The organism is Bartonella clarridgeiae ATCC 51734 (assembly GCF_000518185.1).
Classification (GTDB): Bacteria; Pseudomonadota; Alphaproteobacteria; order Rhizobiales; family Rhizobiaceae; genus Bartonella; species Bartonella clarridgeiae.
The window spans coordinates 65,921-90,356 of the sequence record NZ_KI912398.1 but is presented as its reverse complement, the minus strand read 5'-3'; the positions used below and the strand labels follow the sequence as shown (position 1 = coordinate 90,356).

Here is a 24,436-nt window from a genome sequence, read left to right as displayed (position 1 = left end):
TTTGTAAAGTGAAACGCTAAATGGAAGTGATGAATAGAATGGAACAAACAGGTGAAAAATTTGAAAAACAGGTAAGTTTGCCATTATCTTCTTTTTTGAGTGATTTTTCACCCCGCTATATTTCTTCTGAAGATATAGAGGTTTTGCCTTCTGGTAATGAAAGTGAAATCACATGTAATGACGAAAAGCAGGAAGACTTTTCATCATCGAGTATTGAGTTTCCGAAAGAATATATGGAAGAAATATTACCTTTCGGTTTTTCTTCTGAAGGCGTTGTTGATGTTGAAGCAGCTCAAAAGGCAGCTTTTGATCAAGCTATGCAAGAGACAACAGAAAAATTGCAAAAACAATTTAAAGTTGAAAAGCAACGTTTGGAAGAAGAGCATGCAAAGGCTATTGAAGCTGCTAAACAAAGTGTGGTTGAATCAATAGGAGCCAATGTACAGAGTCAATTAACAAAGGGGTTAGCTGATTTACGTCAAGAAATTTCTCAAGAAATTGCACAGGTTCTTTCCATATTTATTGGTGAGAAAATTACAGAAGAAGCGCTTCAGCAATTTGCTACAAAGATTTCAGATCAGGCTCTTGGTGGAGGACAGCCTTTAGTTCTTGAAGGGAGTAAAGAATTGTTTGAGCAGCTCAAAAAACAGCGTGATTTTGATGCATCTCAATTTAAATTTCAACCGACCAAGAGTACAGAGATACGTTTACATCGTGGTGAAATGGTTATTGCTACACAGCTTACTCCATTTCTGACAACATTGAAGGAGTTGGTGCAATGAAATCTGATGATCAACAATCTTCTTCTGAAATTATTATTGTTCGTCGTGGAGGACATGGCGATCATGATGATCATCATGGTGGTGTTTGGAAGATTGCTTATGCTGATTTTATGACAGCAATGATGGCGCTTTTTCTCGTTTTGTGGCTTGTTAACGTCCAGGACGATGCGACAAAGGAAGCAATTGCAAACTATTTTAATCCAATCAAACTCGTAGATCCCCAAACAAGTAATCGTGGTATTCAGCACAATGATATTGAGCAAGATAAAAAAAGCTCTCTTGATCAAGAGTGTAAAGATGATGCTCAGTCAGAAAAGTCAAATGCTATGGAGGAAGCAGAGTTAATGCGTGATCCTTATCTTGGATTAAAAAAGATTGTTCAATCAGAACGCAACGCACAAAATCCTGCTGAGCAGCAGTTTGAACAAGGGAATCTTGTAGGACAGGGAGCTGGTGATTCTCAAAAAAATTTACAACTAGGGACAGAGTATCATGATCCTTTTTCGCCATATTATTGGAGCGAAAATGTTGCTTCTTCTCAAAAAAGAAAAATTCAAAAGCAAAAAATGATGGCAAAAGAATCTGAACAGGAAAATAATTCTTCTGAGAATTCGCATGCTCTTTTAAAAGAGTTAACAGATTTGATAGAAGGGGAAACCAATAATATATTGGCCCATGTGAAGCCAATAAAAGAAGGCGTTATGATTGAATTAATGGATCAGCCTAAATATGAAATGTTTAAAGTTGGTTTATCTATTCCGACGGCGCAGACGATTGATTTGATTAGTAGTATGGCAGGAATTATTGCGAAGCATCAGGGAGATGTCGTAATTAGTGGACATACTGATGCGCGGCCTTATCGCAGTAATGTTTATGATAATTGGCAACTTTCGACAGCACGTGCACAGATGGCTTATTATATGTTGGTACGTGGTGGCTTGGATGAAAAACGAATTTTACGTGTTGAAGGTTATGCAGATCGGGATTTAAAAAATAAAAAGGATCCATATGCAGCTGAAAATCGGCGTATATCTATTTTTATACGAGATCCAAAAAGTGAACAAACACATGAAAAATCGACATTAGAGAAGTCTTCTTTTGGAAAGTCTGTACAAGAAAAATCAATTCTTGAAAAGGAAAAGACACCATGATTATGAAAAAGACATATTATGTCTGTTTTCTCTCTTTTTCTGTCTTTGTTCAAGGAGTTCTTATGCAACAAGGAAGGGCTTCTTTACAAAAGACAGAAACAGAGTTTCAGGAAGTTTTTGTTACACAATTAGATCATAAGATTAAAGAACCTTCTATGTTATCAGAAGTTGTTATCTCTGAGCCAATACAGTTTGTGCGTTCTTTGCAAAATTTGCAAGATAAAATTATATCAGGACAAGAAGAGGTATTGCAAGAGCAACTGCAGCTTTTGGAAGAAATTGGCGATAAATTTTTAACTTTTGATTCTGATGTTTGGAAAGATGATAACAATCTTTATGCTTTATTGATCTACCTTTTTAATGGTGGAAATCCCCGAGTGGTGCAAATCATTTTAGAGAAGTATGGGAAGGGAGTGATATCGCAGAATATAATGGATTGTGCTTTGGCTTATGCATCTCATAAAAGAGCTGCTTTTGTAAAAGCATATACACAATTAACTGAAGAAGATGTTCGCTCTATCCCTCCTGCTTTATTTGCATCTGTCGTGCTTTCTACGGTTGTTAATATCATAGAAAAAGATCCCATTTTGGCTTTGAAACAGTTGGATCAAATAAGGCTTTTTGCTCCGGGGACTTTATTTGAAGAGGGAGCTATTCGTCGAGAACTAAAAGTTGCATCAATACTTGGTGAGACAGATCTTTTGGCCTTATTAGTTCGTCATTACGCGCATCGTTTTTGGAAATCACCTTATGCTCATGATTTTTGGCATGAATTTACTCCCGCTATATTACAGATTGATGAAAAATTGAGTGTTGAGCAATTGGAAACATTGGTTTCTTATGCACCGACAAAAGTGCAGTTTATAACATATATGGAAGTGAGTCGTGCTGCGTTAATTGATGCGCGTATGGAAAAGGCACAACTGAGTGCTCAAAAAGCTCTGACATTAGCACATGAGATCGATGTAGATGATACATCTGCGCGTCTGTATTACGCTATGAGTCTGGCTGGTTCGATCACTGCACAAGAATCTATACAGATGTTACAAAATATCACCTACAAAGATTTATCAAAAAAAGATCGCTTTTTATTTACTGCTGCACAAGCTGTTGCAAAAAGAGTCATTTCTTCTCCGTTGGGTGATCAGAAAGAGAAAAAAGCACAAGTTACATTACAACCGCAAAGTCAGGGAGAGTTGAAGTTAATCTTAGAATTAGAAAAAGATGCTAAACAACAAAACACAATATCTCCTATAGAAGCAGAGATGAACCAGTTTATTCAAAATACACGAGAAAAGATAAACGAAATTGATCAATTATTAGGATACAAAAATGACAATAAACGCTGATGGATTGTGTGGTTTCCTTTCTATACAAATGACTACAATAAATAAAACTGCAGTAGATAAAACCACAGTTCAACCGGAAGATTGCACGGATAATCAATTACCTAAAGCGTTTGATACGCTGCTTAAACAAAATAAATTTATGCGAGATAGAAATTTTTATGAAGATTCTTCGCTTATGTATATGGTAAAAGAGGCTTTAAAAGAGTCTGCAGAACAGACAATTCTAGATGAGGGTGTAGAGCATTTAAATGAAGTTATAAACCAGGATTTTTTATATAAAATTATAGAGTTGGAAACATCAGAAGAAATTGTGGAACAAAATATAATTAAAGCTTTTGATGAGGAAAAACTACAAAAAGCAAAGCATAGTTATATTGGCGATAAAGAAAATATTTCTCTTCAAAATTTTTTATATCCATTTTGTTCGGTGCAACAGTTTGTAAAGCAAGAAAAAATTAGAGAAAAAGTTAGTGAGTGTGTGAAAAATGAGAGCATCACAGCTCTTATAAAAGGTGATATACAAGATCAGTGGATTTCAGATATTCAAAAAGCATGTGCTATTGAAGAAAAGCTTCAAGTTAAAGCAGTAGACAAACATTCTCTCGCACAACAAAAGGTACTACAGCATGGTACACAAAATTTTATACATGGAAGTGAATCCTTGACACTACATGTGAGTATGGAGACAGAAAGAGCTCAATCTCTTAAGAATTTGGAAATAGGTGATAGGCTTTTTTTTCAGGAAGAAAAGCCTGATTTTATGATACAGTTAAGTGATGTTGATATCACGTTTAATAAAAAAGTTGGGGGTGTAAGGATTTTGCATTTAAAACTCACACCTGTGGAGCTTGGGACAGTTGATGTTAAAGTGAGAATGACTGCGCAAGGACTTCATATTGAATTATGTGCTCAACATCGAGAAACGGCGCGTCTTTTGATCAGTAATCAACAGACGTTATCATATGTTTTAGAAAAGGCGTATATTCATGATGATGGTCATTTATTAATTAGTATTATTGATAAAAGCACCCAAGCTATTCAACAAGACCAATCTTTGCAAATAGAGCAAGGATTAGAACAAGATAATAGTGGACAACATTTTAATGGTCAACGTCAAGCATTTGGTTATAATGAACAGAATGGAAAAAATGAATCAAAGCAATTTTTCAAACAATTTTCGTTGTCAGATGCACCGCTTTTGGATCCTCCTTTTGAAGATATTTCTCCATGTAATTCTTATCGGTGGGTCGTATAGCATTGTAGTATTGGATTGTGCGGTAGCTGAAAATATTTGTGAAGCAGAAATGATTACTGCTTCTAAACGCTATGGTGTTCCGCTAGGCATATTGTATGCGGTTGGGTTAACAGAAACAGGTCATAAAGAATCACTCCAACCTTACGCATTAAATATTGATGGCAGAACTGTTTTTGCAAAAAATCAAGCGGAAGCTTTACATATCTTTAAAAATGCTAAACATCATGGAGCAAAACTCATTGACGTGGGGTGTATGCAAATTAATCATTATTACCATGGAAAAAATTTTTCTTCTGTTGCAGAGATGTTAAAACCTCATCATAATGTTAATTATGCTGCACACTTTTTAAAAGATTTGCACCAAAAAGAAGGCAGTTGGACTATGGCAGTTGCACGTTACCATGCAGGACCTAATAATGATCCTGCTCAAAAGCGTTATGTATGCCGTGTTATGCATAATATGATTGCCAGCGGTTTTGGTCGATGGACTCCTAATTCTCGAGTGTTTTGTGAAGGAACAAAATGAATCATTATGACAAAAATATTGAATCATTTTGATAAAAAAATGAAATTTTGTCTCATTTTGAGAAAATACTGGACTAAAAACAATTAAAAGTTGTTTTTTTTGTTGAAAAAGCACCATTAAAAGTAGTAATCATACTTTTATAGATAATAAATCGTAAAAATAACTTGTGTTTTTAAAAATTAAAGTTGTATAAATTTAACAATATGTAGGTTTTCCTACGTATACATTTAAAATTTTAGTTCTAGATATTGCTGGGTGAATGGTTATGATTGTTGTAGTAGATGACCGCAAATTGGTAACAGATGGCTATGCTACCTTATTTTCTCGCGAAGGAGTTGCTGCAACAGGCTTACCTCCTTCTGATTTTAGTGAGTGGATTTCAACAGCTTCAGATAACGAAATATCTTCGATCGAAGCAATTCTTTTAGGAAAATGCGAAAATCAAATCGAATTACCAAAAGAAATTCGAAATTACAGCTCCGCTCCAATCCTTGCTATGACAGAAACAAATATTTTAAGTCATACAATAGAACTATTCCAATCAGGTATGGATGACGTACTTCGCAAACCTATCCACGTTCGGGAAATTTTAGCAAGAATCGGCGCTATTCGCAGACGAATCGGCAACAATATACGCGGAATAAACACTGCAATTGAAGTAGGACCTATTAGCGTCTTTAATGACGGACGTGACCCACAAATTAATGGAATAGAATTAGCTCTGCCACGCCGAGAACGCCGTATTCTCGAATATCTAATAGCTAACGCAGGAAAACGCGTCAACAAAACACAAATCTTTAATGCAGTATATGGCATATTCGACGATGCAATCGAAGAAAATGTTATTGAAAGCCACATTAGTAAACTACGCAAAAAACTTAAAGCTAAAATCGGCTACGATATTATAGATTCAAAAAGATTTCTTGGCTATAGTTTGCAAGTTAAAGATAACTAAACTTATATAAACATCTCCTCCAACTTTTAAAAAGAAAAAAATTAAATTGGTACCTTAAACTACTCTACACCTATAAAAGTAAATTATGTTTTTTTTATGATCAAATTATTTTTATAAAAACATTTAAGCAAAAGCTTCACACAAGGAAGTTTATTTATGGTAGTGTTATAGGCTAAAAATCATAGGAGATGATATGGGTATTTATGGAATGATGCGTACTGGTGTTTCTGGTATGAACGCTCAGGGAACGCGACTTTCTGGTGTAGCTGATAATGTCGCTAATGCTGGTACAGTTGGATATAAACGTACGAATGTCCAGTTTTCTAATTATGTAACGCTTTCAGGACAATATGCTTACGTTCCTGGGGGGGTGAAGAGTCATATTGGTCATGATATTTCAATTAGTGGTCCGGCACATGCAACAGGTCGTTCTGGTGATGCGATGATTCATGGAAATGGCTTTTTTCGTGTTGCAGATGAAAACGGAAAAGAATTTTTAACGCGTGCAGGGTCCTTTACACGCGATAAGGATGGGTATCTTCGCAATACTGCAGGATATTATCTTTTAAATGAAGATGGAGAAAGAATCCAAATTAAAGGCGGTCCAACCGATTTATTTGGTCCTGAAGTGACGACGAAAATTGATTTTAAAGCAAATTTTAATCCAAGCGCCAAGGTTATGGAACCAGAGGGTGGTCAAATTGATCCTAAGGATCCTAAAAGTTATAATCAAAAAAAGTCGATGACAACTTATGACAGCCAAGGTAAGAAGGTTCAGGTTGATTTCTATATGAGAAAAACCGCTGAAAATAAGTGGGTTGTTGATGCTTATTCTAACGGAGAAAAAGTTGGTTCTACAGATTTTAACTTTGATAAAGAGGGGAATCTTATAGAGCCTACAAAAGAATTTAAATTAACATTGCCAGATAGTGAGGGGAAAACTTTTGAGGTCGATGTTAATTTTGGCGGGGTGGGGGCAGATTCTCTGGTGACGCAAAAGGGCAATTTATTTGCTTTTGAGGCGGAAGCAGATGGTATGGAGTCGGGTGCCTTTGATGGTTTCACCTTTGGTAAAAATGGTGAAATTGAGGTTATGTATTCCAATCAGAAAACACGGATTGTTGGGTATGTAGGCATTACGACTGTAGCTTCACCAGAAAGTTTGACTTTTTTAGGTGGTTCTGTTTTTGAAACTAATAGTCAGACGGGGGCTCAAATGATGGGACGTCCTGGTGATGGTGTCTTCGGCACTCTGTCTTCTGGTTATTTGGAGGATTCAAACGTTGATATGGGCGATGAACTGACAGATATGATTGAGGCACAACGGAATTATACAGCAAATTCCAAAGTATTTCAGACGGGTTCAGAGTTAATGGATGTTATTGTTAATTTGAAACGGTAATTTAAATACAATTAAAAGGGATAAGATTATGTCGCTTAACTTAGCACTTAACTCAGCCCGGAACTCGCTAAAAGCGACTACAGGTCGACTTGATACCGTTTCACGTAATATCGTGAGAGCAGGAGATCCGAATTATACGCGACGCACTTCATATTTAGAATCGGGGCCGGGAGGAGCTGTTCATGTCGTTGTGCGCCGTGATGGTGATATCCATTTGTTGAACAATTATTTGGTCAAAGCAAGTGAGGCTGCCGCTGCTGGCAGTCTTTCTAATGGGCTTAATCGTTTATCTGATATTTATGGAGCAGATAAATTTTCAAATTCACCTTCTAAATTGCTTGGTGAATTTCAAAAAGCACTTCAATTGTATGCGAATGATCCACAACAGCGTTCTAATGGAGATGCGGCGGTTGATCGTGCTCGTGATTTGGCCAAAGGGTTGAACACAGGAAGTTATGAAATTGAAAAATTATACAATGATGTGAATAGTGATATTCAAGATTCTGTTGATTACATCAATGATTTGTTACAAAAATTTCACGAGCTTGATCAACTGGTGGTGCGGGAAAGAAATGCAAATCGAGATGATAGTGTTTATATGGATCAAAGAGATGCTATTTTAAAAGAGTTATCTCAAGAAATTGGTATCAATACAGTTAATCATTCTGATGGAACAATGTCCATTTATGGTATGGATGGTAGTACTTTGTATGATAAAATGCCACGGACAGTATCGTTTCAATTTAGCGCCTCTTTGCCACCTGGTATTTCTGGAAAACAAGTTTTTATTGATGGTGTTCCCTTAGGTCATTCATCTTTTTTGAATCCTAATGGAGGAGGTAATCTCGGTGGTTTGTTGAAGTTACGTGATGACATTGTGCCACAATATCAAAAGCAGTTAGACGAAATAGCAAATGCTTTGATGCATATGTTTCCTGGCCCTCCTTCTTTATTTTTAGATGGTGATCAGCCAAGTGGTCAGATTGGCCCTCTTGAGGGTTTAGCAGGACGGATACAGCTTAATCCTATATTTGACAGCAAAACTGAAGGTGGTGGTCCAGAACATTTTGGTGACAATCTTCAAGCATTAGTAGATGCTTTTAATGGGAAGCAGCAATTTGGAACGGGTACAGGTTTGGATCCAGATCAATCAATTAAGGATTTTAGTAAAAATTCAGTAGGTTGGCTTGAAGGTTTACGGTCAAATGCAGATAAAGAGGCTAAATATCAAGGTACAATGTTTTTGCATGCTGCTGAGGCGTTATCCAATGCAACAGGTGTCAATGCAGATGATGAGTTAGCCTTGATGTTGCAATTAGAGCAGACATATGGAGCAACCTCTCGTATTATCAGTACGGTTGGTAAAATGTTAGATGATCTTCTAGCAGCAGTTAGATAGGTGTAAAATGAGAGTTTCTTCAATTTCGACATATGTTTTAAACAATGCACGGCGTAATATAATTTCTGAAGGGCAGTCTGATTTAATGAAAGCCGCCTATGAAATGGCTACTGGACAGGTGTATGATCCAGGTCTTGCATTAGGGCGTAAAACAGCACGGTTAATAGATGTTGAGAACCAGATGAGTTATCTCGAAGGTTATAGTACGAGCGATAAACTTCTTACATTAAGACTATCTTCTGTGCAGGTTGCGATTCAAACTTTAATTGCATCAGATGATAAAGAGGCAGCGCCAGGGGCATTAACTATTTTTAATAATATGCTTGTAGGTGATGCAGGAAATGCAACACCATCTGCAGCACAAGCTGTTGCCCAAAATGCTTTGGGTGCATTTATTTCGGCTTTAAATACCAATTTTAACGGCGAATATATATTTGGTGGGACAAATACTAGCGAACCACCGTTAAAGTTTTATAAAGTAGGTGGTGAAACAGGTCCTAGTAAAATTGTGCAAGAGACGTTTGAGAATTTTCTAAATGGCAGAAAACTAGAAGATCTCACCAGTGAGGAAATGGAAGAATTTATTGATGGCCCCTTTAGCGATTTATTTAATGAAGAGAATTTTAAGGAATTTTTTTCAAATGCTCAAGATGGCTCTATTGAGAAGCACATTGCACCTAATGGTGATAAGGTAGATGCTGCGGTAAGTGCTAATGATAAAGGTTTCCGATACGCTATGAAAAATCTGATTTTGGTAGCAGAATTTGGTGATATCGGTTTATCAAAAGAGGCGCAAGAAAGCCTTTTTTCAAGAGCACGAGCGTCTGCGGATAATACATCTACAAGCAGTGCTGTGGATGAAATTATTGCAACAGCTTCTAGAGTAGGAAGTACAGAAGCAAGAGTGAAAGCGGCTACGCAACAAATTGAGATTCAAGTAGGTCTTCTCAGAAGAGCACAAATTAATATGATTGCTGTTGATGCGGCAGAGGTTGCTCAAAAAGTTAAAGCTTTGGAGACTATGCTAGAAGCTTCTTATACTTTGACAGATATGATAAGACGATTAAGTCTTATTAATTATTTAAAATAAAGAGGTTTAGCTGTTTAATGTATCAAATGCGATATGAAGATGTCATGGAAGATGATGCAATGAGCGCACGTGAGCGCGAACGGTTTTTGTTTGATCGATGTATTAAGCTTCTTTTAGATGCAAAAATGAAAGGTCCTGGTACGTGTGAAGCCAAGGAAGCAGTTCAGTTTGCTCGAAAGCTTTGGGTTATTCTTATTGAAGATCTTGGGCAGGCAGCAAATGCTTTACCACAGGCATTGAAAGCATCTCTCATTTCTATTGGTTTTTTTATTTTAAAAGAAATTCAAAAATTAGATGAAGGAGAGATTACTGATTTTGATGTTCTTGTTGAGATCTCTGAATCTATTCGTGATGGTCTGGCAGAAAATGCGGAGATATGTGAATGAGCAAGAAAACAATCCATTTGACACTCAAACCAAATGAAAGAATCTTTCTTAATGGTGCTGTGTTACGGGTGGATCGTAAAGTAACTTTTGAATTATTGAATGATGCCACTTTTCTTTTAGAAGGGCATGTTTTACAGGTTGAAGATACTGACACCCCTCTTAAACAGCTTTATTTTTCTGCTCAGCTTATGTTGATTAATCCAAGCGAAGCAGAGAAAGCATTAACCGTGTTTGTTGATCTATTAAAGAAATTACTTCAAACCTTTACTGATTGTGACCTTTTGAAAGGCTTAAAGGAATGTATTTATTTAACTGAGCAAAATAAAATTTTTGAGGTACTAAAAGTTCTCCGTAGTTTGTTTCAGAGAGAAGCACAAATTATGGGTAAAGTATCCTCAACAAATTCAACAAATGTGAGTGTAAGACAAGTTGGAATATAACGTTAACGAGGTGTAATATGGTATTGGATGCGGTTAGTGCTCCTAGAATTTATTCTCAGAATATTGATGGACAGCCAGAAATGGCTGGGGCAAAGAAGAACGCAGATTATGATACGTTTATAAAGCTGTTGGTAGCACAGATGAAAAATCAAGATCCAACAAAACCTATGGACTCAACAGAATTTGTGGCTCAATTAGCAAGTTTTTCATCTGTTGAACAAGCTATAAAGATGAATGAAACACTTACCCAGATGCTTTCTAATGGATCAATTAACGGGGCAGAAGGATATGTCGGCAAATATATTCAGTTTACAGATGAAAAAGACAAAATTATTGAAGGATATGTAGTCTCTATTGATATTTATAGTGATGGTATAGTTGCGACATTGGACAATGGTGAAAAAGTTGTTATTGGTCCAGGCGTTAAAGTTATGGCTGAAAAACCTGATGTAGAGGGTTATGAACCTGGTGAAAATGCTGACAAATCTGATACTGATAGTCATAAATCTTATGTTGGCGGGTTTTAGAGTATGAATGAAGCTGATGCTATTGATATGGTTACAGCAGCTATATGGACCATTTTAACCGCTAGTGGTCCCGCAGTTCTTGCTGCAATGTCTGCGGGTGTTATCATTGCTTTATTTCAAGCATTAACACAAATTCAGGAAATGACTCTGACATTTATTCCAAAAATTATTATTATTTTTCTGGTATTAGCATTTACAGCTCCATTTGTTGGGGGGCAGATTTATGCTTTCACACAATTAGTTTATAACCGAATAGAAACCGGATTTTAAAGATTTTCATTAACAGTGTATATAATAAAGTTTCAAAAATACTTTTTTGTACTTTGTATGTAAAGCTATTAATTGATAGGTTCTCTTCTATTCGAGAATATACATTGAGTTTTCAAAATCATTGCAGAAGTAAAATATAATACCATCATAGAAGTTTTTAAAGAAAATATTTCTTTTAAAAAGTCTCTTTAATTTATGCGTTGAATTTTGAGAAAGGCCTTTTTGTTTTTATAAACAATAACTATTTTTGCCAAATTACCATTCTAAAAGTATCATGCATATTTTATGCAATATTTTCTTTTTCTGTTGCAGTTATTTTCTCCTCCACTTTTTGTGCCATATGAGGTTCTGCTTTCTCTACCGTTGTATGTTGTTGTATTGATTGACTTTTATACTTTTCTGCAGCATTTAAAAACAAAAAGTCATCATTGTCTGTGACTGGTTTCATTATTTTCTGACGGATAAGCTCATTAATATGCGCAAGCATATCAGAGATATTAGCTGAAAGGGGATAATGTGGCATAGGTTCAACAACAGGGGCCATTTTTGTAAAATTTTGAACTGACTGCACTCCATTTTTAGGAAATGCTACTAATGGCACTAGCATTGTAAAATGCATTGATGAAGCAATTCTCTCTGATTGCATATTGTTACCCCCTATTACGTTAATTACTTAGTGACTCATAGAACTCGCATAAAGGTAATTGGTTTTTTTCATAAAATCAAGCACCTAATAGATATTCCTTATATTTAATTAAAAAGCCTGATTTGTGGTAGTTTTTTAGAAAAGTGAGTGCTCGTAGTTGCCGTATTAATAGGGGAAAAGGATAAATAAATAAGATAATCAGATCAATTATTAGGAAAAAACGTGAATTTTTATTTTATACAATTTTTTTTATGAATATTTCTAATGTATAGAACAGGATTATTCAAATTTCTTATAAAGACTTATCAAAAATTGTTTTGATAAGTTTTTTTCTTTAAAAGTCACTCGAATTTTATTTTTTCTAAAAAATTTTAAAGAGGATGTAAGTTTAAAAAATTCTTAAAATTATCGATAATAAAGAGCAATGGGTACATCATTGATAGTTGTGACTTGAATATCCATATCATAAATATCTTTAAGGATTTCTGGCTGGATAATTTCTTTTGGGCTTCCACAATAAGCAGCTTTACCGTTTTTAATGGCGACAATCAAATCTGAATAATATGAGGCAAAATTGATATCGTGCATAACAAGAAGAATGGTTTTTTTTAATTCATTAGCGGTGCGGCGTAGTTTCTGCATCATAGAAACGGAATGTTTCATATCTAGATTATTCAATGGTTCATCTAGGAGACAATAGTTAGTATCCTGACAAATGACCATTGCAATAAAAGCACGTTGACGCTGTCCTCCGGACAGTTCATCTAAAAAGCGCATTTCGAGATCTTTTAAACCAAGATATTGAATGGCGCTGTTGATAAATTGCCTATCTTCATTGTTATATCGACCTTTAGAATAGGGATAGCGTCCAAAACTTACTAAATCACGAACTGTTAGGCGAACAGATAAAGGATTATCTTGACGTAAAAGTGAGAGTTTTTTAGCTAAAACATCGTGCGACATTGTTTGAATATCAAAGCCATCGACGTTAATTGTGCCTTTAGTAATTGGCAAAAGGCGTCTTATCATCATTAAAAGAGTTGATTTTCCCGAGCCATTGGGGCCAATAAGAGAAATAATGCCTCCCTCTGGTAAATGAAGGCATAAATTATCAATAATCGTCCTAGCTCCATAGGTTTTGGAAAGATGATCTATTTCAATCATTTTAATTTTCCCTTCATCAATAGAGTTAAGAAAACGATACCACCAAAAAATTCAATAATAAAACTTAATCGTCCTCCCATATTCAAGATTTGTTCTAAAATAAACTGTCCGCTTACTAAAGAAATTATGGCTAATAATATTGCAATAGGTACAACAACATGGTGTTTTGCTTGAGGTGAGAGCTCATAGGAAAGGTTAGCAACTAACAGTCCAAAAAAAGTGACTGGTCCGACAAGTGCTGTGGAAATCGATACAAGAATAGAGACGAAAATAAGAATAGCTGTAGCACTTTTGTGATAATCGATACCAAGATTGAGAGCCGCTTCGCGTCCAAGAGAAAGAACATCTAATAAGTAACGTAAACGCCACCCAATCAAGCTTACGATGAAAACAATGATTGTAGCAAAGCCAATTAATGATGTATTGAATTTATTAAAATTTGCAAACATAATGTCTGTTAAATTCATCATTTGATCTGGATTCAGTTGTAATTGCATAAACATGCGTAAGCTGAAGAAAAATCCACCAAAAACGACGCCAATCAATAAGGTGAGATGAAGGCCTTGAATGCTTCCTGAGAATAACCAGCGAAAAAGAGTTATTGAAAAAATAATAAGGATAAGAGCTTCAAGAATTAATTGTCCTTCTTCATTGAGGAATGGTAAAGAAAGAGAATTGAGAGAATAAAGAATAACGGTTTTGATTAAAATATAAAGCTGATCAAACCCCATAATTGAAGGTGTCAAAAGACGATTATTAACAACTGTTTGAAATAAAACAGTAGAGGTAGCAATTGTATAAGCAATGAGAAGAAGAGAAACAAGTTTTGCGAAACGAAATTTCCACGTAAAAATAGTTATATTCCATAGCATATAAAGACCAATTATGACACATGCCATTATGGTAAGCGCTGTCAGTATCAGTATAGTTGCTTTTTTTCTATCCAAGACGCTGTCTCCAGTGTAAAAGCAGTATAATAAAAACAAAGCTACCAATAACACCCATCACAGTACTGATAGGAATTTCAAAAGAATGGTGAAGGATTCGTCCTAAAAGATCACAAATCAATACCAGTCCAGCACCGCTAATCATCACCCAAGGAGCGCTATAACGCATATTGTCACCCATGAAATTTGAGATGAGATTTGGAATAATCAATCCGACAAAAGGAATACGACCAACTGTACAAGTTACCAAAGCGGTAATTGATGCGACGATAAAGAGCCCAAAAAACATGACAGTACGGTAATTAAGGCCAAGATTATTGGTTAAATCTTCCCCAAGGCCAGCTACGGTAAAGTGGTGAGCGGAAAAATAGGCAAGCACGCATAAGGGAAAAGACAGCCATAAAAGTTCATATTTCCCGTCAATAATCATTGAAAAACTACCAAACAAATGAGCTTGAAGAGAGGGGAGAAGCATTTCATGATCAGCAATAGCATTTGTTAGAGAATTAATAACATATCCCAGCATAATTCCTATAAGCGGTACAATGAGAACAGATTTTAAAGGAATTTTGTATAATAAAAACATAAAAATCAATGTGCCAATCATGGCAAAAGCTGTAGAAACAGCCATTTTCCCAAGTACAGGTATGTCAGGAATAAAAATCATGACAAAAAGAATGCCAAGTGATGCAGATTCAACAGTTCCAGCAGTTGAAGGTTCGACAAAGCGATTACGTGTTAACAGTTGCATAATCGTCCCTGAGAGTGCAAGTGACATACCTGTCAAAAGTACTGCAATTGTTCGGGGAAGGCGCGTTTGCCAAAAAAGAAGCCACGCTTTTAAATCGCCTGATAATAAATCAGCAGGTGTTACATAAGAATAACCAACGAAAATGCTACAAGCAGAAAGTACAATAATGATCGCTATGGCTATCCAATAATTTGTCACGTCGAATTCTTCTTCAAAAAAATAACAGAGGCTATTTATATAACAACCTCTGTTATTAAGTCTTATTTTTATAACGAGCAAGTATTTTATATATAACTGCTCTTATTTACTTTTTGTAAAAGCTTCGCTGATTTGTTTTGTTGCTTCGTTAAGTCCAGTTAAACCACCACTTGCACGATACCAGCTCCAAGAATCTAGATAAATAATTTGATTTTTTTTCCCAGCAGTTGTGCGGTGAACAAGTTCATTGTCTAATAATTCTGCTGCAGATTTTCCTTCTCGTCCAATTGCAGCATCACGATCAATAACTAATAACCAATCAGGATTAGTTTCAAGAATAAACTCAGGAGAAATAGGTTGTCCATGTTTGTGCACAACTATTTTATCAGTTGCAGCAGCAATTCCAAAGTTAGTGTGAATGATATCTATGCGTGACTTTGGACCCAAAGCATTTATTTTTCCCCCTGAAGTCATCAGAACGAGTCCTTTACCTTTTCCTTCTGCGCTTTTACGAACCATTGCTAAATTTTCTTTGAGCGTTACAATTTCTTGTTCAGCTTCTTTTTCTTTACCAAAAATTTTCCCGAGAATGGTGATATTCCGTTCAATATTTTGGAGAGCATTTTCATACCCTACTGTTAGATCAATTGTTGGAGCGATTTTTGATAAATCTTGATATTTAGATTTCGTTCTTGAAGAGATAATAATAAGATCAGGCTGAAAAGAAGCGATTTTCTCATAATTAGGTTCAAAGAAAGTACCGATTTTTTCATATTTTTCATCATCAAAATGTTGTAAATATACGGGTTTTTTGCCTTCAGGAACACCAACAACAGCATTAATGCCTAAACGATTTACATTATCGAGTGATGCAAGATCAAAAAAAACAACCTTTTTGGGATTGTTAGGAACAGAAGTTGTACCTGAAGCATGTTCAACCGTTAGATTTGCCCACGCAGTGGCTATAAAGCTCATTATTACAGTTAAAATAGAAACTGCCCGTATTATACGTTTAACAATCATTATTTTGTCCTTTTCTTAAAAAAAACATTCTCAAAATTTATTAGAATTAAGACTCTTATATTTATTAAGTTTCTTTTATGCAATAAATATACAGTAAGAACACACTATGTTGTCAAAATGATTTAAGACATATAATGTTTAGTGTATAATTCAGCACCAATCAAGAATAAAATTTATTTTGTATTTTTAGTGTTGTGCAAAATTTTACCTGTAGTTTGCAGAAAATGATTGAATGAGATTATAGAGAATATCTATAATTTTATAATTTATAATATTTCCGTTATTTAAAAATTGACAAAGTTTGTGATTATTAAATGCTTTGATTTAAAAGGGAACGAGCAATTTCTTTCTAAGGTTGAGAAGCTGATTTGCTTCTTTCTGCTTAGAGATAAACTTCTGAGTTATTTTATTCGGTTTAGTGCTCTTTAAATGATAAAAGATGATGAAAGTATGATTTATATTACGTGGAGAATGTTCAACGCAGTAAGAGATCCTGTTTATTGCGCAGGCGTGCAATCCACTGATTTTCGCGAATGGTTGTATTGTGTTTTGTAATGAGCTCATTCTTTTTAATTGCAGTTGTAACTATTGCTTTTTCTAGAAGTCCACAAGGGATAGCTTGATGAGCACGTGCTTCTTCAGCGCTCATTGTCCAAGCGCGATAGCTATAAAGACCAATAAAATCTAGTTGTTCACCGGGGTGTAAATCTTTTTTGGCAATAGCACAAACTTCTGCTACTGGTTGCTTAAGTGGTGCCATATCTGTTTTTCCATACAACATAATGCGTGCGCAGGTAAGCGGAATTTCCATTGCAGTTAAGTGATAGGGGCGGTGAAAGGTAAAATAAGGTCCTTTACCAATTTTTAAATCTTCCATACGTTCACGTAAACGCGGATGTGTTATTTCCGCAATGACAAAAACACCAGGAGCGACTCCTTCACCTATTGAATAATCTACAACACCACATCTGTTTAAAATTCCACCATCTTTTTTTGGAATAAGTACTTTATTTAAGTCTTTGAGTGCAGCTTTGGGACCATGCATTCCTGGGCAATCAGGAAGAAGTCCTGTTGCATTAGCAATCGCTGCCATTTCAACCATTGTTTTGGATCCATCAATAAATTCAACCAACATCCGAACATTCATATTGCGTTGTCTGGCTTCTTCTTCGTAAGCATCAGGAGTGGCATCAAAAATAAGTGGATTATTTTTTCCTTTACCTACTGCAACAATCTTATGCCCGAGTGCTGAAACAAATTCAATGAGTTCCATACAAGATGTAGGTTCATCACCAGCTCCAAGTGTATAAATAAGACCTCGTTTATCTGCTTCATTTTTGAGATAAGCACCGATCGTAACATCAGCTTCCACATTCATCATGACAAGATGTTTATTATTTCTAAGTGTTTTGAAACCAATTTCTGCACCTGCTTCAGGATGACCTGTTGCATCAACAATAATGTCGATTTGTTCATGGCGTAAAACAAGGTCTAAATCATCTGTGGCAGCAATCAAGTCTTTTTCAATGGTTTGGGTTAAGGCGGTAGTGTTTTCAACTTCACATACATGCCCTTTTTCCCCATAGGCTAATGCAGCAGCATCAAAAACACGTGATGGTGTGCGAGTGGCAACAGCTGCAATTGTTATGCCATCTATATGTGTAATACTCGATAATAAATCTGTTCCCATTTCGCCACAACCAATCAATCCAATACGAATGGGTTTGTAGGTTTCTGCACGCTGTTTCAAATCACGCGCTAAACCTGTTAAATTTATATTGCTGGTCATTGTCGTTTCCTATTTAAATTTTTCTTTAAGAAAACATTTTATTATTTAAAGTGCGTTTACCTATGAGATATTTAAGCTTTATGTTATTGATGCTCTAAACAATGGCTTTTATAAAAGCAAGAGGGGAGAAATGTAGTATTTTGTCCAATAAAACAAGGATAGTGTTATGCAACGAAAAATAGCAGTGCAAGATATAGCTAATTTCATTGGAAAAGAAATTGGCTTATCGCAGTGGCGTCTTGTTACACAAGATATGATTAATCAATTTGCACATGCAACAGATGATCATCAATGGATTCATGTAGATGAAGAAAAAGCGAAAAAAACGCCTTTTGGAGGTACTATTGCTCATGGTTTTTTAACATTATCGCTTTTGTCCACGTTAGCTTATGAGGCATTGCCAGAGTTGGAAGGTGCGACGATGGGGATTAATTATGGTTTTGATAAAATTCGTTTTATGAGTCCTGTCAAAACAGGAACACGAGTGCGTGCCCGTTTTATTTTAAGTGATGCTAAAGTTCGTCCCTCTGGTCGTGTTGTTTTTCATTATGAAGTAACGATGGAGATTGAACAGTTAAAAAATCCAGCTCTTATTGCCAACTGGCTTATTATTGCTATGATTGAGGAAAAAAAGTCAGCCTGTGAAACTGTTTAATATTTTTTTTTATCCAATTTCTGTCCAATTCGATCACCAGTCCATTGTACAATTATATTGAGAATAATTAAAAAAATAATCACTATTGTCATGATAGCGGTATTATAGCGTTGATAGCCATAGCGAATTGCCATATCACCCAAACCGCCACCACCAAGATATCCAGCAAGAGAAGTCGCACTGATTAGAGAAATGACCATGACTGTAAAACCATTGATGAGGCTGGGGAGTGCTTCAGGTATAAGGACATGTCTGATGATCTGAAAGCGGTTGGCACCCATAGAACGAACGGCTTCAACTAAATTATGCTCGACTGTTTTAAAAGATAATTCTGCTATGCGCGCATAAAAAGGAATAGATGAAATAGTGAGAACAAAAATCACTGAAGCCATTCCTACGCCACTTCCTATTACCACACGGGTAATGGGTAGAAGATAAAAAGCAAGAATAATAAAGGGAATGGCACGAATACTATCGATAATGATAGTCAAAAAGCAGTGAATAAGAGATGATGGAAAAAGTCCTTCACGTGCAGTTGTATGAAGCAACAAGCCAAGCGGTAGTCCTAAAATAAGAGCCATGAAAGAAGCACTTATTGTCATAAATAATGTATCAAAAATAGCACTGGGAAGCTCATGATAAAGAATGTTAAACATAGCCCAAAACCTCACAATATTGACCCTTTTCAGTCAACCATTGAACGGCTTTTTTTAGAGCCACTTTATTGTGTCCAGGAAGCCCTAAAAAAAGACGTCCGATAGTTTCTCCTTGGACTGTATCAATACCACCATGGAGAATACGCGCTCTTAAGCCTGTTTCATCTTCAAGAAGATTAAGAAAAGGTTGCTGAGCAATTTCACCGGCAATATTAATTTCGATGACTGCTTCTTGACCTGTTGATTTAAGGTTTTGTGCAAATTCCATGGGAAGCTGTGGCGTTACAAGTTTAAGCATAGCAATGGTTGTATCTTCCTGTGGTGATGTGAAAATGTTTTTTACACATCCTTCTTCTACAATTCGTCCTTGGTTAAGGACAACAACACGGTGCGCAATAGTACGCACAACTTCCATTTCATGAGTAATGAGCACAATAGTAAGATTGAAACGTTTATTAATATCTGCAAGAAGCTCCAGAATAGATTGTGTTGTTTCAGGATCAAGAGCAGAGGTTGCTTCATCTGATAACAAAATTTTTGGATTTGCTACCAAAGAGCGGGCAATACCAACACGCTGTTTTTGTCCTCCCGAAAGTTCTGCAGGATAACAATATTCTTTTCCGCATAATCCCACTAATTCAATGAGTTCAGAGGCTCGTTGTCGGCGTTTTTTTTTGTTTATACCTGCTAATTGGAGTGGTAAAGCGATGTTGTCAATAATATTTTGCGACGATAAAAGATTGAAATGTTGAAAAATCATTCCAATACGTTTACGATAAAAAGCCCACTCTATTTCTGATAGGGTGGAAACATTAACGCCATCAAAAAGGATATGTCCTTCATCAATTTTTTCTAGACCATTTAAACATCGAATAAGTGTCGATTTTCCTGCGCCACTAGGTCCAATAATACCAAGAATTTCACCAGCATGGATATTAAGAGATAAATTATCAATAGCTGGGATACATGCTGTTTTTTTGAAACGGCGACTAATATTTTTTAGAGAAATAAGAGTGGCATTTTCCATTTGCGATTACCAAGATATTTGAGCAGTTGCACCAAAAATTTCTTTAATTTTTGCACGAACAGGTTCACTATTGTAGGCATTAACCAATTTTTTGACCCATAACTCATCTTTATCGATAGTGCGTACCACAATGATATTATTATAAGGATTATCGTCTGCTTTTTCCCATGCAATAGCATTTTTGTGTAAGTTTAATCCAGTAGTCAAAGCCCAGTTTGTATTGACAATTACAATATCAAAATCGTTGATTGCTCGTCCTAAAATACCGGCATCCAGTTCACGAATTTTCAATTTTTTAGGGTTTTCAATAATATCAAGTGGAGATGCAAGAATGTTCTTAGGATCTTTTAATTTAATGAGACCTAAGGAATCAAGAAGAAGTAAAGCCCTGCCACCATTTGATGGATCGTTAGGAATACCAACAGTTGCTCTATCAGGAAGTTCTTTTATATCTTTGATTTTATGTGAATAGATACCAATTGGAGTGATAAACGTATATCCAGCAATTGAAAGTTTATAATTATGCTGTTCAATTTGATTATTCAAATAAGGCGTATGTTGAAAGGCATTTGCATCGATGTCTCCCATATTAACAGCATCATTAGGAAGAGTGTAATCAGAAAAATAAACGAGTTCAATATCCAAATTAGCCTTTTTAGCTTGTTCAACAGCAACTGTCCAAATAACCGCTTCTTTTCCTTCCATAACACCAAGTTTAATTTTTGATTTGTCTTTTGCTATAGCGTTGGGAGTATGAAAGATAAAGGCAAAGAGAGAAAGGAATAATCCAATGATTGTGCACTGGAGCAGTTTATTCAATGTCATACGTGTTTATCTTTCTTTTGCTTTTTTACAAAGAGTTTTGCGGGAAAATTTTGTATACTCGGATTATCTTGAAAAAAATTAAAGAATATAAAAGCTTAAGAGAATATTCAATCATTTTTATTTAAAAAATGATATTATTTTTTATTCTCTGTTGCGAAGTGTTTATTTTTGAGCAAACACGCCCTATTGATGAAGAGTTTTTTCCAACTTAGGTCAATATATTCTATGGTGTGATCTTTTTTATGGAACCAATAGTATTTTAAAAACTTCTTTAAGAACTAATGATCAGATGATCAAATTATGTTCTTGCACGCAATGATCGATAAGGTCAGCACTGTTTGCAAGAGAAGGGCTCGTGTCTATAGGATGGTGGAAGACACGCAAGAGAGCTTTTTCAATTTTCTCAAGGTATAGCGGATTTTTGAGAAGTTAAAAAATTTACCATCATTTTATTAAAACGAGACAATTTTTTTGCAAAGACAAATTTGAGTCTCTAATACTATGAATAGGAAAAAGAGAGAATGTTTAAAAAGAGTTTTTTATCAGCGACAATGATGTTTACATCTTTGGTGGGAGCAGGTCTTATAATGGCTACCTCTGATGCAGCTGCTGCGACAGTTGCAAAAATAGAAAAAGGCAAAGTGCTTTTACGTGCAGGGCCATCTACAACTTATAAAGCTGCAGCAATAGTTCCTACTGGAGCGAAGGTACAAATTAATGGCTGTCTTGCTAATAAAGTATGGTGCTTACTTCAGCATAATGAAACAGTTGGTTGGGCATCTGCAAATTATTTTAATATCGACAATGTTCCCGTAATTTCTTTTATGCAGATGAAAGGCAAGCCGAAGTCTGTGATTCAAAAACAAATAGTACAAGAAAAAAAGATTGTCTCCAATTCAAAAGATGTCTTTATGCCTAGAGTAATCGAAAAAAATATACAAGAAAAAAATGAAACAGGTGTGATAGTTAAGAAGCCTACAGATATTAAGGATATTGTGCCTACAGGTGTGAAAAAAACTGATGAGCGGATAATTTTGAAACCATCTGAAAATACACGTGAAATATCTGTAAAACGAGTGACAGCTTATAATCCTTTGTTTCCAGATAATGTCAATTTTGAAAATGCTGAACGTAATGAAACACGCTATCGCGTTATAACATACCCTATTCTGTAAAGATAAAGAAAATTTTCTTTTATTTTTCTAAAGAAGAAATAAGTAACACTGGTAGCATTAAAGATAATTTTTATGCTGCCACTTTCCTTTAGATAGCTGATTTAGGTGTGATTAAATTACGAGAAATGAGAAGTTCAGCAATTTGAACTGCATTTAATGCTGCTCCTTTTCTTAAATTATCAGCAACAACCCAAAAAGCTAAGCCATTTTCAACCGTCGTATCTTCACGAATACGGCTAATAAAAATATCATCTTCTCCTGTACATTCATAGGGGGAGATGTAACCACCATCTTCTTGTTTATCTATGATTTGGCAGCCAGGTGTATTGCGTAGGAGAGTGCGTGCTTCATTAGCACTTAATGGTTTTTCAAATTCGACATTAACAGATTCAGCATGACCGATAAAGACGGGAACTCGAACAGCAGTAGCGGTTAATTTGATCTTGGGATCAAGAATTTTTTTTGTTTCAGCCATTATTTTCCATTCTTCTTTAGTATAGCCATCTTCCATAAAAACATCGATATGAGGAATGATATTAAAGGCAATGCGCTTAGTAAATTTTTTTAATAAGATTGGATCAGCAACGAAAACAGCTCGTGATTGTTCAAATAATTCATCCATTCCTTCTTTACCAGCTCCCGAAACCGATTGATAAGTAGACACAACAACACGCTTGATGATTGCCGCATCGTGGAGAGGTTTTAAAGCGACAACAAGTTGAATTGTTGAACAATTAGGATTGGCAATAATGTTACGTTTAGAAAATGCTCTAATGCTTTCTGCATTCACTTCTGGCACAGTCAAGGGAACATTGGTATCATAGCGCCATGTGGAGGAGTTATCGATGACTACACAACCAGCAGCACTAATTTTAGGAGCGTATTCTTTGGAAATATTTCCTCCGGCAGACATGAGACACAAATCAGTGTCAGAAAAGTTATATGTATCGAGTGCTTTGATTTTTAAAGTTTTGTTGCCATAAGAGACACTCTGTCCTAGGGAGCGCCGTGAAGCCAAAGGAACTATTTCGCGAGCTGGGAAGCAACGCTCTTCTAGAATTGTTAGCATTTCGCGACCAACATTTCCTGTAGCACCAACAACTGCAACTTTAAAATTCATTTTTTACTTCTTTCTCTATTTTATAAAACAGATATGATGCCAGTTTTTTCTTGGACTAAACCTAAAAAAGAGGATAAATTAGCCAAGAAACTTGAATATTTTTAATCATTATTTTCTTAGGTCTAATTATATGTACATAATTATCATGATGAGGGTACTATAGATCACCTTACTTGACAATATACTGCTCCCTTAGTTCTTTTAGAACTGAAAAAAGTTTAAATCTTTTATGTAAAATCATATAAATATTATTTTTGACGAGGCTTTGATTTAGTGAATTCCTAATCTGCTGTCAATTGTTGTTCTTTCAGGATTTTAGGTTTTGCAATGGCCAGAATTTAAGGGAATAAATCTTTGTTAATTAGCAGGTGATAAGCCAGACTATTTTTACGCATTTATCAATGGATATTCAAAGAAATAATATGAGTTTTTGATGAAATTACAGATCATTTTTTGAAATAAGTTTTACATTAAAAACTATTGGTTACATCATTACAGTTTTTTTTATGTTTAAATCAATATTGAGTTTGTTATGGAAGCAGAGAATGAGTTTCTTTGTTGAAGAAAATTAAAAATTTGATGTTATCAATAAGTAGGATGTTATCAATAAGTAGAATATTTTTTAAAGATTCTCTTTGAATATACATTGAAAAAAGCTGATTGAGAGAAAATATGTTTTGATATAGAATTTATAATTGGTTTTATGCAAAGGAAAATAAAAATTATTTTTTTTCATTATACCCTAAAGGACGTGCTTCTGAAGCAAGCATAATGGGGACACCACTACGAATAGGATAGGCCAGTTTTGCTTTTAATGAAATTAATTCTTGTGTTTTTTTATTTAAGGAAAGTGGCTCTTTTGTGATTGGGCAGACCAGTAATTCAAGCATCTTAGGATCGGTGATCATTTTTTTCATGTTTTAAAATC

Annotated in this window: 26 protein-coding genes; 15 read left to right on the top strand and 11 right to left on the bottom strand. The window is 35.3% G+C overall.

What is annotated here, in order from left to right; translation table 11 throughout:
* Positions 1-20: 20 nt before the first annotated feature.
* From T420_RS0106730 to fliQ, 13 genes are all read left to right on the top strand, one after another.
* Positions 21-782: a hypothetical protein gene (locus T420_RS0106730; RefSeq protein ID WP_013544823.1), complete on the top strand. Its 762-nt coding sequence runs from the start codon at positions 21-23 to the stop codon at positions 780-782.
* Entirely contained in the window at positions 779-1,933 is a 1,155-nt protein-coding gene (locus tag T420_RS0106725; RefSeq protein WP_013544824.1) for a flagellar motor protein MotB, read from the top strand. The genes T420_RS0106730 and T420_RS0106725 overlap by 4 nt, the downstream gene beginning before the upstream one ends.
* 62 nt (positions 1,934-1,995) lie before the next feature.
* Positions 1,996-3,282 carry a chemotaxis protein gene (locus T420_RS0106720; RefSeq protein WP_013544825.1) on the top strand — a complete coding sequence of 429 codons (1,287 nt, stop codon included), beginning with the start codon at positions 1,996-1,998 and terminating at the stop codon, positions 3,280-3,282.
* Complete coding sequence (fliK, locus tag T420_RS0106715) at positions 3,266-4,537, top strand: flagellar hook-length control protein FliK (protein WP_026501246.1); 1,272 nt, start codon at positions 3,266-3,268, stop codon at positions 4,535-4,537. Before T420_RS0106720 ends, fliK begins: the two co-directional genes overlap by 17 nt.
* A gap of 49 nt (positions 4,538-4,586) precedes the next feature.
* Positions 4,587-5,063, top strand: coding sequence for a transglycosylase SLT domain-containing protein (locus T420_RS0106710; RefSeq protein WP_244392232.1), 477 nt, complete (start codon positions 4,587-4,589; stop codon positions 5,061-5,063).
* Between the two features lie 265 nt (positions 5,064-5,328).
* The gene (locus tag T420_RS0106705) at positions 5,329-6,018 is read left to right on the top strand and encodes a response regulator transcription factor (RefSeq protein ID WP_013544828.1); all 690 of its coding nucleotides are present in this window, start codon (positions 5,329-5,331) and stop codon (positions 6,016-6,018) included.
* Between the two features lie 193 nt (positions 6,019-6,211).
* Positions 6,212-7,420: a flagellar hook protein FlgE gene (locus T420_RS0106700; protein ID WP_026501244.1), complete on the top strand. Its 1,209-nt coding sequence runs from the start codon at positions 6,212-6,214 to the stop codon at positions 7,418-7,420.
* A gap of 28 nt (positions 7,421-7,448) precedes the next feature.
* The gene (gene flgK, locus T420_RS0106695; RefSeq protein WP_013544830.1) at positions 7,449-8,819 is read left to right on the top strand and encodes a flagellar hook-associated protein FlgK; all 1,371 of its coding nucleotides are present in this window, start codon (positions 7,449-7,451) and stop codon (positions 8,817-8,819) included.
* 7 nt (positions 8,820-8,826) lie between these two features.
* Entirely contained in the window at positions 8,827-9,909 is a 1,083-nt protein-coding gene (locus tag T420_RS0106690; RefSeq protein ID WP_013544831.1) for a flagellar hook-associated family protein, read from the top strand.
* A gap of 17 nt (positions 9,910-9,926) precedes the next feature.
* Positions 9,927-10,295 (top strand): flagellar biosynthesis regulator FlaF, encoded by a 369-nt coding sequence (gene flaF, locus T420_RS0106685; RefSeq protein ID WP_013544832.1) that lies wholly within the window; start codon positions 9,927-9,929, stop codon positions 10,293-10,295.
* The gene (flbT, locus tag T420_RS0106680; RefSeq protein ID WP_013544833.1) at positions 10,292-10,735 is read left to right on the top strand and encodes a flagellar biosynthesis repressor FlbT; all 444 of its coding nucleotides are present in this window, start codon (positions 10,292-10,294) and stop codon (positions 10,733-10,735) included. Before flaF ends, flbT begins: the two co-directional genes overlap by 4 nt.
* A 17-nt stretch (positions 10,736-10,752) precedes the next feature.
* Positions 10,753-11,262, top strand: a complete 510-nt coding sequence (gene flgD / locus T420_RS0106675; RefSeq protein ID WP_013544834.1) for a flagellar hook assembly protein FlgD — start codon at positions 10,753-10,755, stop codon at positions 11,260-11,262.
* 3 nt (positions 11,263-11,265) lie between these two features.
* A complete protein-coding gene (gene fliQ / locus T420_RS0106670; RefSeq protein ID WP_013544835.1) occupies positions 11,266-11,532 on the top strand; it encodes a flagellar biosynthesis protein FliQ in 267 nt (88 codons plus the stop codon).
* A 283-nt stretch (positions 11,533-11,815) separates the two neighbouring features.
* Here the strand turns inward: fliQ and T420_RS0106665 are convergent, their stop codons facing one another.
* The 6 genes from T420_RS0106665 to T420_RS0106640 all read right to left on the bottom strand — a co-directional run bounded on the left by T420_RS0106665 (position 11,816) and on the right by T420_RS0106640 (position 18,050).
* Positions 11,816-12,178: a hypothetical protein gene (locus T420_RS0106665; RefSeq protein WP_013544836.1), complete on the bottom strand. Its 363-nt coding sequence runs from the start codon at positions 12,176-12,178 to the stop codon at positions 11,816-11,818.
* A gap of 405 nt (positions 12,179-12,583) precedes the next feature.
* Positions 12,584-13,342 carry an iron ABC transporter ATP-binding protein gene (locus tag T420_RS0106660; RefSeq protein ID WP_013544837.1) on the bottom strand — a complete coding sequence of 253 codons (759 nt, stop codon included), beginning with the start codon at positions 13,340-13,342 and terminating at the stop codon, positions 12,584-12,586.
* A complete protein-coding gene (locus T420_RS0106655) occupies positions 13,339-14,289 on the bottom strand; it encodes an iron chelate uptake ABC transporter family permease subunit (RefSeq protein WP_026501243.1) in 951 nt (316 codons plus the stop codon). Before T420_RS0106655 ends, T420_RS0106660 begins: the two co-directional genes overlap by 4 nt.
* Complete coding sequence (locus tag T420_RS0106650) at positions 14,282-15,238, bottom strand: ABC transporter permease (protein WP_013544839.1); 957 nt, start codon at positions 15,236-15,238, stop codon at positions 14,282-14,284. Before T420_RS0106650 ends, T420_RS0106655 begins: the two co-directional genes overlap by 8 nt.
* Positions 15,239-15,340: 102 nt before the next feature.
* A complete protein-coding gene (locus tag T420_RS0106645; protein WP_013544840.1) occupies positions 15,341-16,261 on the bottom strand; it encodes a siderophore ABC transporter substrate-binding protein in 921 nt (306 codons plus the stop codon).
* A 475-nt stretch (positions 16,262-16,736) separates the two neighbouring features.
* Positions 16,737-18,050: an NAD(P)H-dependent oxidoreductase gene (locus T420_RS0106640; protein ID WP_013544841.1), complete on the bottom strand. Its 1,314-nt coding sequence runs from the start codon at positions 18,048-18,050 to the stop codon at positions 16,737-16,739.
* A 166-nt stretch (positions 18,051-18,216) separates the two neighbouring features.
* On the opposite strand from T420_RS0106640, the gene T420_RS0106635 reads away from it, so the two are divergent.
* Entirely contained in the window at positions 18,217-18,705 is a 489-nt protein-coding gene (locus tag T420_RS0106635) for a MaoC family dehydratase (RefSeq protein ID WP_013544842.1), read from the top strand.
* Here the strand turns inward: T420_RS0106635 and T420_RS0106630 are convergent.
* Genes T420_RS0106630 through T420_RS0106620 form a run of 3 tightly spaced genes read right to left on the bottom strand, consistent with a single transcriptional unit; the run spans position 18,702 to position 21,213 of the window.
* Positions 18,702-19,361, bottom strand: a complete 660-nt coding sequence (locus tag T420_RS0106630; RefSeq protein ID WP_026501242.1) for a methionine ABC transporter permease — start codon at positions 19,359-19,361, stop codon at positions 18,702-18,704. The genes T420_RS0106635 and T420_RS0106630 overlap by 4 nt on opposite strands.
* Positions 19,354-20,388, bottom strand: coding sequence for a methionine ABC transporter ATP-binding protein (locus tag T420_RS0106625; RefSeq protein ID WP_013544844.1), 1,035 nt, complete (start codon positions 20,386-20,388; stop codon positions 19,354-19,356). Before T420_RS0106625 ends, T420_RS0106630 begins: the two co-directional genes overlap by 8 nt.
* Positions 20,389-20,394: 6 nt before the next feature.
* Complete coding sequence (locus tag T420_RS0106620; RefSeq protein WP_013544845.1) at positions 20,395-21,213, bottom strand: MetQ/NlpA family ABC transporter substrate-binding protein; 819 nt, start codon at positions 21,211-21,213, stop codon at positions 20,395-20,397.
* 521 nt (positions 21,214-21,734) lie between these two features.
* Here T420_RS0106620 and T420_RS0106615 point away from each other — a divergent pair.
* Positions 21,735-22,388, top strand: a complete 654-nt coding sequence (locus tag T420_RS0106615) for an SH3 domain-containing protein (protein ID WP_013544846.1) — start codon at positions 21,735-21,737, stop codon at positions 22,386-22,388.
* Between the two features lie 88 nt (positions 22,389-22,476).
* Here the strand turns inward: T420_RS0106615 and T420_RS0106610 are convergent, their stop codons facing one another.
* A complete protein-coding gene (locus T420_RS0106610) occupies positions 22,477-23,508 on the bottom strand; it encodes an aspartate-semialdehyde dehydrogenase (RefSeq protein WP_013544847.1) in 1,032 nt (343 codons plus the stop codon).
* A 722-nt stretch (positions 23,509-24,230) separates the two neighbouring features.
* Entirely contained in the window at positions 24,231-24,425 is a 195-nt protein-coding gene (locus T420_RS0106605; protein ID WP_013544848.1) for a Trm112 family protein, read from the bottom strand.
* Positions 24,426-24,436 lie beyond the last annotated feature (11 nt).